The following is a 13,580-nucleotide window of genomic DNA, read 5'->3' as shown; positions in this document are numbered from 1 at the left end:
CGGCTACTTTCACCGGCGTGGCCGCCCCTACCGTTCGCATCGTCCGACGCCGTAGGGGCTCGCTCACCGCTTCCGTGTCGGACGCTCCGAACGCGCTCGTCGCGGCCAGCGCACCGGTTCTGAAAGCTGCCGACATCTTCAAGGTCACCGGCGGACAACGGGAGACGTGGCAGGACGAGGCGTGGGAACTGTTCGACCTCGTCGGTGAGCTCGGCTGCTACATCCGTTGGCGGGCCAGGTCGTGCTCACGGGTGAAGGTCGTCGCCTCCGAGATCGACCCGGACACCGGTCAGCCCACCGGTGGTATCGCCGACGACAACACGGAGGGGCGGAAGGTCGCGGCGATCGTCGCGTCGATCGCGGGCGGCCCGCTCGGCCAGGCCGAGCTGATCGAACGCAGTGTGCAGATCCTCGGTGTGCCAGGCGAGTACTGGAACGCGATCCTGCAGACCGATGAGGGCGAGCGTTGGCTAGCGGTGTCGCGCAAGCAGATGAAGGCGTCGCAGAAGAACCGTGACGGCATCACGATCGTGCTACCCGAGGGCGGGGAGCATGAGTTCGACGCCGCCAAGGGTGACGGGATGTTCCGGGTGTGGAATGCCCACGCGAACATGCCAACCGAAGCCGACTCGCCCGTCCGATCAAACCTGTCGCCGTTGCGTGAAATCGTGCGCACCACGGCGAAGATCGAGAACGCCGACAAGTCGCGTCTGGCCAACAACGGCCTCCTCATCATCCCGACGGAAGCCAGCCTTCCCTCCGCCCAGGCCCCCGTGTCAGCGAACAAACCGGGAGGCGAAGATACCGCGCAGCCGCAGTCGGCGAGCAAGACGCTGCAGCGACTGATCGTGGACGCCAACGAGATCGGGTTGCGGGATCCGGCGTCGCAAGTATCGATTAGCCCGATCGTGATCGGCGCACCCGCCGAGCATGTCGACAAGATCAAGCACGTGACGTTCGGCAAGGACGTCTCCGAGGTGGAGATCAAGAAGCGCGACGCCGCGGTCCTCCGTTTCGCGCGGGGCATCGACATGGAACCCGACCAGCTTCTCGGCCTGGGCGACGTCAACCACTGGAACGGTCACCTGCTGTCCGACCAGGACGTGAACATGCACGTCAAGCCGGTGATGAAGACAGTGCTGCAGGCGTGGTACCGCAACGCCGTCCGCCCGCTGCTGGTGAAGGCGAAGATCGACCCGACCAAGTACGTGTTGGTGGTCGACGCCTCTGATCTGACTGCGGACCCGGACAAGACGGACGAGGCGAAGGACGCGAACGCCGTTGGTGCGTTGCGTAATGCGGCACTGCTGAAGCACCTTGGTCTGCCGGAGGACGACGGCTACGACCTCACCAGCATCGAAGGTCTGCAGCAGCTGGCGTTGGACAAGATCGCGCAGGCGTCGCCATCAGAGTTCGTCGCGGTGGTGAGGGCGGCGTTGCCGCTGCTGGACAAGTCAGTGCAGGCCATCGACTTCCCCGAGCCGGCAGCGCTACCCGTGGGCGGCGATCGCAATGGCGCCAACCATGACGATGAGTTGGTCGACCCCGGCGATGAACCCGACACCGAGAAGGACGCCAGCCGAAAGCCGGTGACGGCGGCGTTCGCCGACGGAGTGGCCATCGCCGCCGATTCCTACCTGACGCGCGCCATGGAGTTGGCCGGCAAGAAGCGCGTCCGGACGGGGGACGGGGAACAGAAGGCCCGACTCCGTGACGTTGAGCCGCAGGACTACTACCGGTACATGCCGCCCGTCGCTGCGGCTGAAGTCGGCCGGCTGATCGCGGGTTACGACTCAGGACTCGACGGGCTGGCCGAGAAGCACAGCTTCGACGCCGACCAGGTGAGGTCGTTCGTCGCGGCCGAGGCCCGCCGCCGACTGACCGCCCACGTCGTCCAGGGGGAGGTCGGCTGATGGCGGAGATCGACAAGGTGCGGCCGGGCATCGTCCGTGCGCGCGAGGGCCAAGCAACGGCGAGCTACTACGAAGGGCACCGTCGCATCACCGTCGTCGCGGACAACGCCAGCTTCGCTGACGCGCTCGCTGCCGTGACAGCGCTCCGCGACGAGGTCTGCTGATGTGGCCTGACCCCGCGGCGTTGTCCCGCACCCTCGAAGCTGAAGCTGCTCTCTCCGACCTGTACGCCGAAGCGTTGCGGCGGTGGCTGCCGACGGTGCGCCCCGCGGCGCTCCCGTCGCTGACCGCGGCCGCCCTGCCGCCGGATCCAGAAGCGGCGCAGCAACAGCAGGCCGTCGACCAGTGGTCCGCCACAACCGAGACGGTCATCGCCGCCGGCGTGGCACTGCTGTGGACCGCCGCATTCGTGGAGGCGCTCGACGCGCTGGGCATTCCGCTCCCCGAACTGCCGACAGATCGCCTCGACCGGACCTCAACGATCGGGGTCCGCCTGTCCGCCATGGACGATCCCGTTGTGGTCCGCACAATCCTGGCGGCCGTCGCCATGACAGAGAGCCAGCTCGAGGCTGCGTTCGACCGGGTCGAGCACAACCCGCAGTTGGCGGCCCGCCGCGACGAAGCGGTCGACGCGCAACGCACGCGTGCGGCCGGCGTTCCCGGTGCCGTCACGATGAAGATTGCCGCCGCGGTCCGCAACGCGGAGCAGCGCAACACCGCCAACGTCGAGCCCATCCCGTCGGCCACCGAGGCGCTGTCCGACGTGCGCGACGAAGTCGCCCTCACCCTCGACCCATCCGGCAGCGACATGCGTGAACTGTCCCGCGTCGAGGGGTACCAAGCCGGTGGCATCCTGAACGCCGCTGTTCTCACCGCGGCGGAGCAGCAGAACGCTGAGTTCGGCGAAGAGCTGCAGAAGGTGTGGATCGCCACCCTCGACGGCAGAACCCGCCCCACCCACTGGGCCGCTGACGGCCAACGCGTGCCGCTTGAAGGGAAGTTCACCATCGGCGGTGAACAGATGGACCGCCCCGGGGACATGAGCGCGTCACCGGCGGAGTGGATCAACTGCCGTTGCCGCGTCGGCGTTCTCGCCGCCGACGAGCAGATCCCGGACGAGGTGGACCGCCACACCGAGCGCCTCGACGGCCGCGACTCCGTGGCGATCAACCGCGACGGCCGCACCCAGGCAGAGGAAATTGAGCGCCGACGTCGGGCCGGGAACATTCGGGCCCGCGACGACCAGGACGGTATCGGCCGCGTGGCAGCTGTAGTCAGCGAGGAGAACGACATGAGCAGGAGCCCTTCGGACGTGCAGGTGTTGGCGTCGGAGGTGGTCGACGAGCCGGAACCCGACTTCGCCGCCGCTGTGCAATCACTCGTCGCCGCGTCCGCCCCCGCCGAGCCGCGGCTACGCACATACGACCCGCACCTGTTCTCCGATCCCAAGCTCACCCGTCCGACCGCCCCGTCGATGAACAACGAGACCGGACGCATCTACGGGCACCTCGCCGAGTGGGGGCACGTCATCCGCGGTGGACGGGACGTCACGCCCCGCAACCGCAACGGATACCGCAACTTTCACACCAGCCAAGTTCAGACCGCGGATGGCCGACAGCTGTCCGTCGGACGGTTGACCGTGCAGGGCGGGCACGCGTCGACCGACCGCGGGATGACCGCGGGCGCGGCCCGCGCGCACTACGACGACGTCACCACCGCCTTCGGCCTCGTCCGCGTCGGAGAAGATCAGTTCGGCATCTGGTTCTCCGGTGTCCCCGCGCCCGGTGTCGACCCAGAGGTGTTCCAGCAGGGCATGACCGCGCAACTGTCTGGGGACTGGCGGGACTGCCCCGGCGCCCCGCTGGACATGATCGCGGCTCACGCCGTGAACAGTCCCGGGTTCCCGATCTACAGCGCGATGACCGGTCCTGACGGTCGGGAGATGGCGTTGGTCGCGTCGCTCGGCCCGGTCCGCCGATTCGGAGCCGCCCGCGTGCTGGTGGTAGACGATGTCCGGGCGATCGTGGCGGAGGAGTTGGCCGAGTCGCAACGCAAGGCGGAGCTCGCCACCCGTCGCGACAGTGCGTTGACCGCTGCGCGCGCCTCGGTCGGCGACCCACCGGAGCCGATCACGCCAGCTGAGCGCATCGAGGAGCTGTTGGCCATCAACTCCCTCGTCGCCGGAATGTCGACGATGCCCGCCCAATTCAAGAAGTACTGGGGGCCAGGCGGAATCGGTGGGGCCAAGATCCGCTGGGGCACGCCGGGTGACTTCGATCGTTGCGTCCGATCGATCAACACCAAGATCGCCGAGGATGGGAAACCATTGCCGGACCGCGAGATCAAGGGATTGTGCAGCAACCTGCATCGCGAGTACCTCGGCCAGAACCCCGGGAAGCACTGACATGGCGTGCGGTTGCTCGAAGAACCGGCGCGCCGGCGGTCGGACCGCAAGCGGCGCTGAGGTGCTCGGCTACGAGGTCACCTACCCCGACGGGTCGAAGGCACCCGGCCTGTTCCTGACGCCGCTCGAGGCGAAGAAGGAGGCCCGCCTGCACGGGGGGTCGACCATCCGCGAAATCACCAGCGGCGGCGCGTAACACCGGACTGGCCGGGGGTTGCACACCCCGTATCTACTGTCCCGCCGCAGAGAGTTCCTGCCGAGGGCTATGTGCCGGGGAGCGATCGACCGAGAACCACGCAACCGATCGTTCTATGTCACGAATCAGGAGCCACGACTGTGAAGAAATTCCAGTTCCTCGAAGCACTTCCCGAGACGGGCGCCGAGCTCGACGCCTACGCCGGGAAACTCCGCGCCGCCATCAACGTCTTCCAGGCCCGCGCCGACAACGGCGAAGAGTTCGAGGCAGCTGACGTCGAAGAGCTCGAATCGCTGAATAAGGCGTATCTCGAGGCCGACTCGAAGATCGCCGAGGTCACGACCCAGGATCAGGACCGCGCAGCTCGTCTCGATGCTGCGCTGGCCGCCGCGAAGGCCGCGACCGCCCCGAAGCCTGCGCCGGAACCGGAGAAGAAGCCGGAGCCGAAGGCCGAGGCGCAGCCCGAGCCGGAGCCGACCCCCGCCCCGGAGCCCACCTCTGACGTGGTCGCGGAGGCCGAACAGGTCACACAGGAAGCCGCGGCCGAGCCCCAGGTCGTCACCGCCGCCGCCGAGTCCCGGCCCTTCGCGAGCGCAGTCGCCAATAACGACCTGCCTACTCCGGACCAGGCGAAGTCGGACAGCAAGCGGTGGGCATTGACCGCCTCCGCGCCGAACTTCGCCGACCACCACGGATTGGTCGACACCGCGGTCATCGCCGCGGGCATCTCGTCGCAGGGCCAGTTCACCGGCCTCAACCCCGACGCCCGCACCGTGCTGGCGCGGATGGAACGCCCCCAGGGCAAGGTGTTCGAGAATGCTGACGAGTTCTACGCCGAACTGGACCGCCTCGGTTCCGAAATCCCCGGCCACGGAGCGGTGTCGGCGCAGGCGCTCGTCGCCGCCGGCGGTTGGTGCGCCCCGTCGGAGCAGCTGTACGACTTCTGTGAAACCCCCGCAGCCGTCGGGTTGCTGTCGTTCCCCGAGCTGGCGATCAAGCGGGGCGGCGTCATCTTCCCCGCAGAACCCGACTTCTCCGCTTTGCAGACCGGGTTCCACTTCACCGAGCCGCAACTCGAAGCGGTTGACGGCCAGGGTGAGCCCACCGCGATCAAGAACTTCGTCGAAATCCCCTGCCCGCCCGACATGGTCGAGTACCGCCTTGAGGCGATCGGCTGGGCGGTCAAGTCCGGCATCCTGCAGAAGCGGGCATGGCCGGAACTGATCAAGAAGTTCCTCGACGAGTTCATGGTCGAGCACCAGTACCGTGTGTCGGCGAAGTCTCTGCTGAAGGTGCTGGCGCAGTCGTCGACCGCGAAGGTCGTCCCCAACGACGCGGTGCTGGGCGCCACCACCGGAATCCTCAACGGTCTGCACATCAGGGCGCGGAACCTGCAGATCAAGTCCCGCAAGCCAGTCATCGAGGGCATCGCACCCATCTGGTTCCGTGACGTGCTGAAGGCGGACCTGGCCGGCCGAGACGGACTCGACGTCCTGAACGTCACCGACGCGCAGGTCGACGCGTGGCTCGCTGCTCGCGGCATCTACCTGCAGTACGAGGGCCGTTGGCAGTCCCTCGGTGCGGGGCAGCCGGGCCATGAGGACACGTCGTGGTGGCCGGGCAGCGTCGACGTTGTCCTGTACCCGGCGGGCACGTTCTGGCGGTCCTTGCAGAACGTCCTCACCCTGGGGGCGTCGTTCCCAATGGACATGGTGCAGAAGAACCGTCAGATGGAGGGATTCGTCGAGGACGAGTTCCAGGTCGGGAAGCGTTGCGGCCCGTCGCATCTGATTCGGATCCCGTTGTGCATCAACGGTGCGGTCGGCGCCCGCGAGCAGATCGATTGCTCGGGCCCGTACAACGCGAAGGTCACGAAGTCGTTCAACTTCCCCGGCACTCCCACGGGCGGCGGCGTGACGTTCAAGTTCTCCGGCGCGTCCGGGGTGTCGGCGAGCGTGGCCTACAACGACTCGACGGGCAACGTCGACACGAAGCTGACCGGCATCGACGATGGCGTCACCGCGGCGGGCGACATCACCGTGACGGGTGGCCCGCTGCCCGGCACCGCGGTGAGTGTCAACTACCCGGCGGAGCTCGGTGACCTGCAGGTCGCCATCAACTCTCTGACGGGCGGCACCCAGCCGGGTGCCGGTGTGCCGATCACCTAAGTCGGGCTGGTCCCAATTGGACTGGTGGGCGGCGTGAACAACCACTCCGAGGCGTTGACGCCGCCCACCTCCCCGTCGAAAGGCACCACATGACCTCCATGCTGTCCCCGGTCACATTCGATGCGCCGCTGGTCAACCCGGCCCCGGTTGGCCTGTACGGCGCCACCAGCTGGCAACCGCAGGACGGACCGCCGCGGTGGCTAGCCGGCGGTGTCGACGTGCGGGTGTTCAACTACGGCGGCGAGTCGTCGTTCGGGGTGTGGGGCGCCGACTGGTGCGCCTCCGAGGACGACCTCGGCGTGAACGACCTGAAAGATGGGGAGCGCCCAGAGTTCCCCGCGTCTTTCGAGGCAATGACGGTGTGGGCGTACGACTCCTGCGACTCGACCGCATTGAGTCGGACGGAGGTGCGGGCCCGCGCACAGCAGATCCTCCGTCTGCAGGAGCAGACCGCGGTGGAGCGTCAGCTCTCTGCACGTCTGCTGACGGACACGGGAACGGCGGACACGTCGGCGGACATCGTCGGCGCCGTCGCGCAGCTTGAGGGGATCCTCGCCGAAACCAGCACGCTCGGTGTCATTCACGCGTCGGCGATGTGGGCTGCCAGCGCGGCGCAAGCCAACCTGATCGTCCGCAGCGGCACCGGGCTGAAGACCCCGCTAGGCCACGCGTGGGTGTTCGGCGGCGGCTACGTCCAGGGGCTGGGGGACACGTTAGTCGCGACGTCACCGGTGTTCGGGTGGCGCACCGACCCGATGGTGCAAGACGCGCTACGGACGGAGACCGGAAAGTACGCCGCGATCGCCGAGCGGTCCGTGGTCATCGGTTACGAATCTGCGCTGGGCGCAGTCGAAGTCACAGGTTAGAACCAGGTAAGGGAGCAACTGTCATGCCGCAAGGTGTCGAGGTTTTCGTCGAGGGTGGCGTCGCCACTGTGGAGTTCGTCGACCGTGAGAAGCGTGTCGATGGTCTGAACGCGTTGCTTCAGGCCGGCGGCCAGCAGGTGCGGAAGGTGACGCGGCCGCGCCAGGCGTACGTCGTGCCGGAGGACGTGGCCCGCGCAGCCGGGCTGCTGGACGACGCGGTCGACGACGATGCGGACACTCCGCCAAGCAACTCACTGCCCCAGAGCGAGTCGGCCGGCACCGGCACCGAGAACCACGGCACAAAGGCGCCCGCTGACGGCACCACCTCCACCGAGCTGGTTGGCGACGGTACCGGCGAAAAGCTGCCGGAACTCCCCGACAGCGCGTACCCCGCCGACGCGCAGCCCCTCGACCCGCCCGCCGAGAAGGCTTGGCCCGACGGTGAACCCGAAGCTGACTGGCGCCGCCCGGAGCTCGACGCCTACGCCGCGTCCAAGGGCATCGACACCCGCGAGCTGCCCAACCGGGCCGCCGTGGTCAAGGCCATCAACGACGCCAAGGAGAACGCATCGTGACCACCAACACCAACGTGACCCGCTTCGGTATCCGCCCAGAGTGGCGTGAACCCCTGTACCGCGGAGTCACCGGCCTCGTCGCACTACTTCTGGCGTTGGCGTACTTGTCGAAAGAAGAGGCCGCACTGTGGACACAGCTCGGTTTGGCCAGTGTGACGCTGCTGTTCGCCGCGCTGTTCGCCACCTCGACGGTCCGCAAGCTGCTCTACCCGCTACTGGTCGCGGCGGGTGGGTTACTCACCTGGTACGGCTGGGTCAACGCAGAACAGTGGCCACTCATCCTGGCCGCGACCGCGCAGATGTTCGGACTGTCCACCGCCGCAGCGAAGGCCGTGCAGGCACCGACAGGGCCATGACGCCGGAGGAGCGCGACGAGCTCGCCGGCCGGCTCCTCGCGGAGTACACCCGACACGTCGATTACGTTCGCGCGTCCACCGTCCTCATCTCCCTGCTGCCCACCCTGTACGGCATTTTCACATTCGTGTGGGGGCAGGCGGTCTGGTCGACGAACACCATCTACCGCACCGCCCTCGACGTTCCCGGCGCCCCACAGTCATGGGGCCTGATGTTCGTCACCCTCGGTGTGTCCACGATGGTGCTGGCCGCGAAGTGCAAACACCTCGCCGTCACCGTCACGACCGTCATCACGTCGGTGGTGCTGGCCAGCTTCATGGTGTCGTTCCTCATCGAATCGTGGCGCGCCGCATCGCTGTACGGCATCCCACCGGCGGTGGTGTACGGCATCTTCGCGGTGGCGTTCCTGAACCGTTCCCGCTTCGCCTGGACGTCCTGGCGCGCGGAGAGCGGATGGGCGTGGCCGTGGCTGCGGAACCGCTGATGCCACGATTCGCCGCGCTGAGGGCAGCCCTCAGCCACACCCGGGTCGTCGAGTCCGGCAGCTTCCCCCTCTACCGGGTGCTGCTCGCCTGCTCGTTCATCAGCTCCGTCACCCAAGCCTTCGACCGGCAAGCCACCGTATCAGTCACCAGCATCACCCCCGACTGGGGAGACTGGCTGTTCATCGTCTGCCAGGGCGGTGCGAGCGTCGCGATCCTGGTGGCGCTGTACATGATCGACGCCAACAAGGACCACGCGACGAGGCTTCACGACTCGCTCAGCCTGGAATTCATCGGCCTGGTCATCCTGCAGACGATCATCGCGATCAACGTCATCGCCGTCTGCTTCTACTACCACCGGCCGCCGACCGGGCAGGGGACGTGGTTTCAGATCGGGTTCTCCTTCTGGTGTTCCTTCCGACTGTGGGACATCCGCAAGGCCATCCGCACCCTCGTTCACACGGACAGCCCATGACCGCGGAATGGGCGGTGGCCCTCGTCGGGGGTGGCGGGTTCATCACCAGCCTGATCGCGTTCCTCACGTGGCTCAACACCCGCGGGTCGACGAAGTCCAAGGGCAGTGCCGACGCGATGACCGCGTGGCAGTCGTTCATGGGCCGCGCGTCCGAAGACCGGGAACGCGAACACGATCGGGTCCTGAAGCGCCGCGACGAGCTCTACATCATCCGCGGCATGCTGATCGACCTTGTGCAAGAGCTGATCGAGCTAGTCCGATCCAAGGGCGTCGGGCCCGGCCGCATCGAGTCCTACCAGGACAAGCTCGACGACATTCGGCGCCGCTGACCCTTCACCCCGCCCTCCTACTGTCGGCGTTGCCTCGGAGGCAGACCAGGCGCGACGCGCCCGATAGCAGGAGGACCACCAGCACATGGGCGCTATCCCGATCGTCAAGGGCGTCGCAATCCGTGCGACCAAGGTCGACCGCTGCGGCAAGCCCCTCGAGGGGCCCGCGAACCGGATCGTCACCGATGGTTTCATCCGCGCGAACTTCGACCCCAACATGAAGGCCCGCGAGGAGCTCGAGCAGACCAACGCCGCCGGCAAGGTGTGCTTCTCCGACAGCACCCCACCGGAACGCAAGTGGTACAACACCGAACTCCAGCTGTGCGGTGTCGACCCCGACCTGTACTCCATGTTCGTCGGGTACGAGAAGGTCCTCGACTACGACGACAAGGCTATCGGCTTCCGCGACAACGCCGACGTCATCGCCGACTACGGTGTCGCACTCGAGATCTGGACCGGCGGGCGCTCCGACGACGACTGCGACGAGCCCACCGACTCGATCTTCTCGATCACCGGATCTGGTGTGACTCACGGGTACATCCTTGCCGGTGTCACCGAGTGGCAGGCCGGCGCACTGACCGTTGAGGCTGCGGTCGGCAACTTCAGCCTCACCGGCATCACGATGCCGATGCTGCACTGGGGTCGCGGCCCGTACAACGTGGCGGCGATCGACTCCTCGCTGACGCCGGGCCGCCTGTTGGCGCCGACGTCGAAGAAGGAGCACCTGACGTTCTTCCGCACTCCCGTCCCGCCCCCGGAGCCGACGAACGGTGCGTGCGCGCTGGCGGTGCAGTCGATCTTCACTGGCGGCCCCAGCTTGGCGTACTTCGGGGCGCAGGCCGCCGATGTGGCACCGGCGCAGCCGATCTGCGACCCCACGGTGTACACCGTGGTCGTGAGCGGCACGGGCAACTACAAGCTGAAGGTCGGCGCGGAGCCCACGGCGAACATCGCGCACACCGCGCTGCCCGCCGCGGTAAAGACCGCGATCGAGGCGCTGCCGAACGTGGTGCCCGGCCAGGTCGAGGTGACCGGCACCGCCGGAAACCTCACGGTGAAGCTGGACCCGTCGCTGCCCGCTCTGACGAGCGACAGCACCGGGCTGACGGGTGGCACCGCGGCCGTCACCCCGGTCTAGTTCAACGCGTCGGAGCCGCCGCGGGTGATCCTCGCGGCGGCTTCGTCGTCGGCACCCCCGCTGGTTACCGTCTGGCCCATGGGATGCGACTGGCCGGTGGCACAGGAATGCTTGCCGCCGTTGCCGATCCTGCCCGACACGCCCACCACGGATGAGCAGGCGGCGTACGACCTAGCGGCGCGCCGGCGCAACAGCGCCGAGGACATGGCCGTGTCGGTGTTGTGGGCGCTGTCAGGCCGCCAGTTCGGGGTGTGTGACACCACGGTCCGGCCGTGCCCCGCGCCGCCGTTCGCCCCGTCCACGGCCTACGTCCTCACCCGCACGGACGGTCACTGGTTCAACTGGTCATGTGGGTGTGTGGGGTCCTGCACCGTTGGCGGGCCCCGCGTGGTCCACCTACCCGGCCCCGTCGCCACCGTCACGGACGTCACGGTCGATGGCATCATCCTGTCCGCCAGCGAGTACCGCCTCGAGGGCGACGCCCTGTACCGCCTCGGAACATCCTGGCCAGGGCAGGATCTCGGCCGTCCCTTGGGCGAGTCGAGAACATGGTCCGTCACGTACGGGCGGGGGACTCCCGTCCCGAGTGGTGTCGAGGAGCTCACCGGGCTGTTGGCGAAGGAATTCATCGTGGCGTGCGATGACGTCAAGAAGTGCCGGTTACCGCGCAGCGTGGTGTCCACGACGCAGCGCGGCGTGACGCACGTGTTCGACCCGTCGAAGATCCTCGCCGCCGGCTACACCGGGCTCGCTGAAGTGGATATGTGGTTGGCCGCGGTCAACCCGCACCGGCTGGCCGCCGCGCCCGTGGTGGTGTGATGCAGTCGAATCCGTGCCACGACGATGCCTCCGACGTGGTCGACGCGTTCCTGACCGCGATGCGGGAGGTGTTCGACCCTGCCAGCCCGTGCCCCCCGGATGGTGGTGGGTCCACCCTGGTGCGATTCTTCGCAGGCGACGGCGATCTCCCTGCATCGCTGATGCCGGGTCCGCAGTCGGATTGCGACCCGCTGCTGTGGGTGCGGGTGGCGCACCGGTTTCGTTCCCGCGACACCGATTTCCCCGCCGCGTACGTGGGTGACGCCGCGTGCGGTCACGCCGACATCCGCCGCGCGCTGGCCGTCGAAATCGGGGTCGGCCGTTACACCACGATGGAGGCCGACCCCGACTGGGACACCCTCGCCACCGAGGCGGAGATCAGCCTTGACGACTCCTGGCGCATCGAGAAGGCGTTGTGCGCGGTGGCCGCCCGTCTGCGGTCCAAGACGCGTGCAGTGGCCACTGACACAGTGGCTCCGTTCGGACCCCAAGGTGGCGTCATCGCGTGGACCGGCATGGCGTACGTCCAATTCTGAGGAGCAACCAATGGCACGCGTGACGATCGAAGGCAGCCTGTCCCCGAGTGTGGAGCTGGCGCGCGGCGTCCGCCGCACCGTGACGGTGACCGACCACATTCGCCGGCTGGTGGCCGGTGGGTTCGTCATCGTGGTGGATGGCAGCCTGGATGACGACCCGGAACCGGTCGCCGAGGTGGAGCCGCCGGCGGGGAACGCCACCACTGAGGAGTGGCTGCAGTTCCTCCGCGACCAGGACGTCGAAGTCCCCGTGGGCGACGACGGTGAGACCCCCGGCCGGGAGGCGCTGAAGGCGCTGTGGGCCAGCAGGGTCGACGGTGGGAGCTAAGTACCGCGTCGAGCTGAACCAGCCGGAGTTCGACCGGCAGGTCGCGGGCTTCGCGCGCCGGCGGATGGCGTCGCTGCAGCGTCGCATCGCGAACCAGGCGCGGCAGGACGTCCCGGTGCGGACGGGCAACCTGGGGCGCCGGGTGAAGGAAGGCGACATCCGCACCGTCGGTCCCCGGACCGTGTCCGGCAGCGTCGGCGACGACGCCCGCTACGCCGCCGCAGTCCACGAAGGGTCGCGCCCGCACATCATCCGGCCGCGCAGTGCGAAGGCGTTGCGGTTCAACATCGGTGGCCGCACCGTCTTCGCCACCAGGGTCAACCACCCCGGCACCAGGGCGCGCCCGTTCCTCCGCAACGCCGGCATCCGGGTGGCTGAGCGCGAACGCTGATTGCACACCCCTGCGGGACGCTGCACGGCATGACCGTTTACGCCTCGGAAGGCTCCACCAGCAGCACCGCACCCGTTCCTGACGTCCCCACCGACGAACCCACCATCGACACCGTCACCGTGGAGGAGGAGCCGGCCGCCGCCGAGCCCGCCGACCCGGAACCCGCCGCGCCCTCAGACGCAGAGGACACCATCGACGCCGAAGTCGTCACCGCCGTCGACACCATCCCCGACGACGACAAATGGACCCACGAAACCGACTGGGCCTACGACGAACTCGACTACAAGGGCGACCTCCTCGCATTTCGCGTCCCCGCCAGCAACGCACTCACTGCGCTCTACCAAGCGCAGGGAACCTGCAGCGACGAGTTCGTCATGAAGCTGACCAACAAGTTCGTCCAGAACCACCTCTCCCAGAAGAGCATCGAACGCGTCCTCGAGCGCATGTCGGACCCCGACGACACCGAGTTCGCCGACTCCGGCGTGTGGAACGACCTGCTCTCCCGGATTGCCGAAATCGGTGGCGACCGAGCCCTCAAGGACGCCGAAGCGCTGGCCGCCGTCACCTCCGGCAAGGGCAAGTAACAGCACCCCGCATCGCTAGCTT

17 protein-coding genes are annotated in these 13,580 nt (G+C 67.7%); all 17 read left to right on the top strand.

What is annotated here, in order from left to right; all coding sequences use genetic code 11:
* Positions 1-17: 17 nt before the first annotated feature.
* The 17 genes from H7K45_RS27925 to H7K45_RS27845 all read left to right on the top strand — a co-directional run bounded on the left by H7K45_RS27925 (position 18) and on the right by H7K45_RS27845 (position 13,558).
* Positions 18-1,913 carry a hypothetical protein gene (locus H7K45_RS27925; RefSeq protein WP_263999410.1) on the top strand — a complete coding sequence of 632 codons (1,896 nt, stop codon included), beginning with the start codon at positions 18-20 and terminating at the stop codon, positions 1,911-1,913.
* Positions 1,913-2,077, top strand: coding sequence for a hypothetical protein (locus H7K45_RS27920; protein ID WP_263999409.1), 165 nt, complete (start codon positions 1,913-1,915; stop codon positions 2,075-2,077). Before H7K45_RS27925 ends, H7K45_RS27920 begins: the two co-directional genes overlap by 1 nt.
* Positions 2,077-4,317 (top strand): phage minor head protein, encoded by a 2,241-nt coding sequence (locus H7K45_RS27915; protein ID WP_263999408.1) that lies wholly within the window; start codon positions 2,077-2,079, stop codon positions 4,315-4,317. The genes H7K45_RS27920 and H7K45_RS27915 overlap by 1 nt, the downstream gene beginning before the upstream one ends.
* The gene (locus H7K45_RS31785) at positions 4,229-4,513 is read left to right on the top strand and encodes a DUF7196 family protein (RefSeq protein WP_443677457.1); all 285 of its coding nucleotides are present in this window, start codon (positions 4,229-4,231) and stop codon (positions 4,511-4,513) included. Before H7K45_RS27915 ends, H7K45_RS31785 begins: the two co-directional genes overlap by 89 nt.
* A gap of 140 nt (positions 4,514-4,653) precedes the next feature.
* On the top strand, positions 4,654-6,681 hold the full coding sequence (locus H7K45_RS27905; protein WP_263999406.1) for a major capsid protein: 2,028 nt from the start codon (positions 4,654-4,656) through the stop codon (positions 6,679-6,681).
* An 89-nt stretch (positions 6,682-6,770) separates the two neighbouring features.
* Complete coding sequence (locus tag H7K45_RS27900; RefSeq protein ID WP_263999405.1) at positions 6,771-7,547, top strand: hypothetical protein; 777 nt, start codon at positions 6,771-6,773, stop codon at positions 7,545-7,547.
* A 23-nt stretch (positions 7,548-7,570) separates the two neighbouring features.
* The gene (locus tag H7K45_RS27895) at positions 7,571-8,122 is read left to right on the top strand and encodes a hypothetical protein (RefSeq protein WP_263999404.1); all 552 of its coding nucleotides are present in this window, start codon (positions 7,571-7,573) and stop codon (positions 8,120-8,122) included.
* Entirely contained in the window at positions 8,119-8,478 is a 360-nt protein-coding gene (locus H7K45_RS27890; protein ID WP_263999402.1) for a phage holin, read from the top strand. Before H7K45_RS27895 ends, H7K45_RS27890 begins: the two co-directional genes overlap by 4 nt.
* Positions 8,475-8,960, top strand: a complete 486-nt coding sequence (locus tag H7K45_RS27885) for a hypothetical protein (protein WP_263999400.1) — start codon at positions 8,475-8,477, stop codon at positions 8,958-8,960. The genes H7K45_RS27890 and H7K45_RS27885 overlap by 4 nt, the downstream gene beginning before the upstream one ends.
* Complete coding sequence (locus H7K45_RS27880) at positions 8,942-9,433, top strand: hypothetical protein (RefSeq protein WP_263999399.1); 492 nt, start codon at positions 8,942-8,944, stop codon at positions 9,431-9,433. Before H7K45_RS27885 ends, H7K45_RS27880 begins: the two co-directional genes overlap by 19 nt.
* Positions 9,430-9,762: a hypothetical protein gene (locus tag H7K45_RS27875; protein WP_263999398.1), complete on the top strand. Its 333-nt coding sequence runs from the start codon at positions 9,430-9,432 to the stop codon at positions 9,760-9,762. The genes H7K45_RS27880 and H7K45_RS27875 overlap by 4 nt, the downstream gene beginning before the upstream one ends.
* An 85-nt stretch (positions 9,763-9,847) precedes the next feature.
* The gene (locus tag H7K45_RS27870; RefSeq protein ID WP_263999397.1) at positions 9,848-10,900 is read left to right on the top strand and encodes a hypothetical protein; all 1,053 of its coding nucleotides are present in this window, start codon (positions 9,848-9,850) and stop codon (positions 10,898-10,900) included.
* A 78-nt stretch (positions 10,901-10,978) separates the two neighbouring features.
* Positions 10,979-11,719, top strand: coding sequence for a hypothetical protein (locus H7K45_RS27865; protein ID WP_263999396.1), 741 nt, complete (start codon positions 10,979-10,981; stop codon positions 11,717-11,719).
* Positions 11,719-12,255, top strand: a complete 537-nt coding sequence (locus H7K45_RS27860) for a hypothetical protein (RefSeq protein ID WP_263999395.1) — start codon at positions 11,719-11,721, stop codon at positions 12,253-12,255. Before H7K45_RS27865 ends, H7K45_RS27860 begins: the two co-directional genes overlap by 1 nt.
* Positions 12,256-12,265: 10 nt before the next feature.
* The gene (locus H7K45_RS27855; RefSeq protein WP_263999394.1) at positions 12,266-12,583 is read left to right on the top strand and encodes a hypothetical protein; all 318 of its coding nucleotides are present in this window, start codon (positions 12,266-12,268) and stop codon (positions 12,581-12,583) included.
* A complete protein-coding gene (locus H7K45_RS27850) occupies positions 12,573-12,974 on the top strand; it encodes a hypothetical protein (RefSeq protein ID WP_263999393.1) in 402 nt (133 codons plus the stop codon). Before H7K45_RS27855 ends, H7K45_RS27850 begins: the two co-directional genes overlap by 11 nt.
* Before the next feature lie 29 nt (positions 12,975-13,003).
* Entirely contained in the window at positions 13,004-13,558 is a 555-nt protein-coding gene (locus tag H7K45_RS27845; RefSeq protein WP_263999392.1) for a hypothetical protein, read from the top strand.
* Positions 13,559-13,580: the final 22 nt, after the last annotated feature.

Origin of the sequence: Mycobacterium yunnanensis (assembly GCF_025823185.1) — a bacterium.
GTDB classification, from domain to species: Bacteria; Actinomycetota; Actinomycetes; order Mycobacteriales; family Mycobacteriaceae; genus Mycobacterium; species Mycobacterium yunnanensis.
This window is presented reverse-complemented; position numbering and strand designations above follow the sequence as displayed.

Coding starts and splice junctions, on each gene's coding strand:
- H7K45_RS27920 (WP_263999409.1), top strand. CDS start 1,913: ATGGCGGAGATCGACAAGGTGCGGCCGGGCATCGTCCGTGCGCGCGAG.
- H7K45_RS27915 (WP_263999408.1), top strand. CDS start 2,077: ATGTGGCCTGACCCCGCGGCGTTGTCCCGCACCCTCGAAGCTGAAGCT.
- H7K45_RS31785 (WP_443677457.1), top strand. CDS start 4,229: ATGGGAAACCATTGCCGGACCGCGAGATCAAGGGATTGTGCAGCAACC.
- H7K45_RS27900 (WP_263999405.1), top strand. CDS start 6,771: ATGACCTCCATGCTGTCCCCGGTCACATTCGATGCGCCGCTGGTCAAC.
- H7K45_RS27895 (WP_263999404.1), top strand. CDS start 7,571: ATGCCGCAAGGTGTCGAGGTTTTCGTCGAGGGTGGCGTCGCCACTGTG.
- H7K45_RS27885 (WP_263999400.1), top strand. CDS start 8,475: ATGACGCCGGAGGAGCGCGACGAGCTCGCCGGCCGGCTCCTCGCGGAG.
- H7K45_RS27875 (WP_263999398.1), top strand. CDS start 9,430: ATGACCGCGGAATGGGCGGTGGCCCTCGTCGGGGGTGGCGGGTTCATC.
- H7K45_RS27870 (WP_263999397.1), top strand. CDS start 9,848: ATGGGCGCTATCCCGATCGTCAAGGGCGTCGCAATCCGTGCGACCAAG.
- H7K45_RS27865 (WP_263999396.1), top strand. CDS start 10,979: ATGGGATGCGACTGGCCGGTGGCACAGGAATGCTTGCCGCCGTTGCCG.
- H7K45_RS27860 (WP_263999395.1), top strand. CDS start 11,719: ATGCAGTCGAATCCGTGCCACGACGATGCCTCCGACGTGGTCGACGCG.
- H7K45_RS27855 (WP_263999394.1), top strand. CDS start 12,266: ATGGCACGCGTGACGATCGAAGGCAGCCTGTCCCCGAGTGTGGAGCTG.
- H7K45_RS27845 (WP_263999392.1), top strand. CDS start 13,004: ATGACCGTTTACGCCTCGGAAGGCTCCACCAGCAGCACCGCACCCGTT.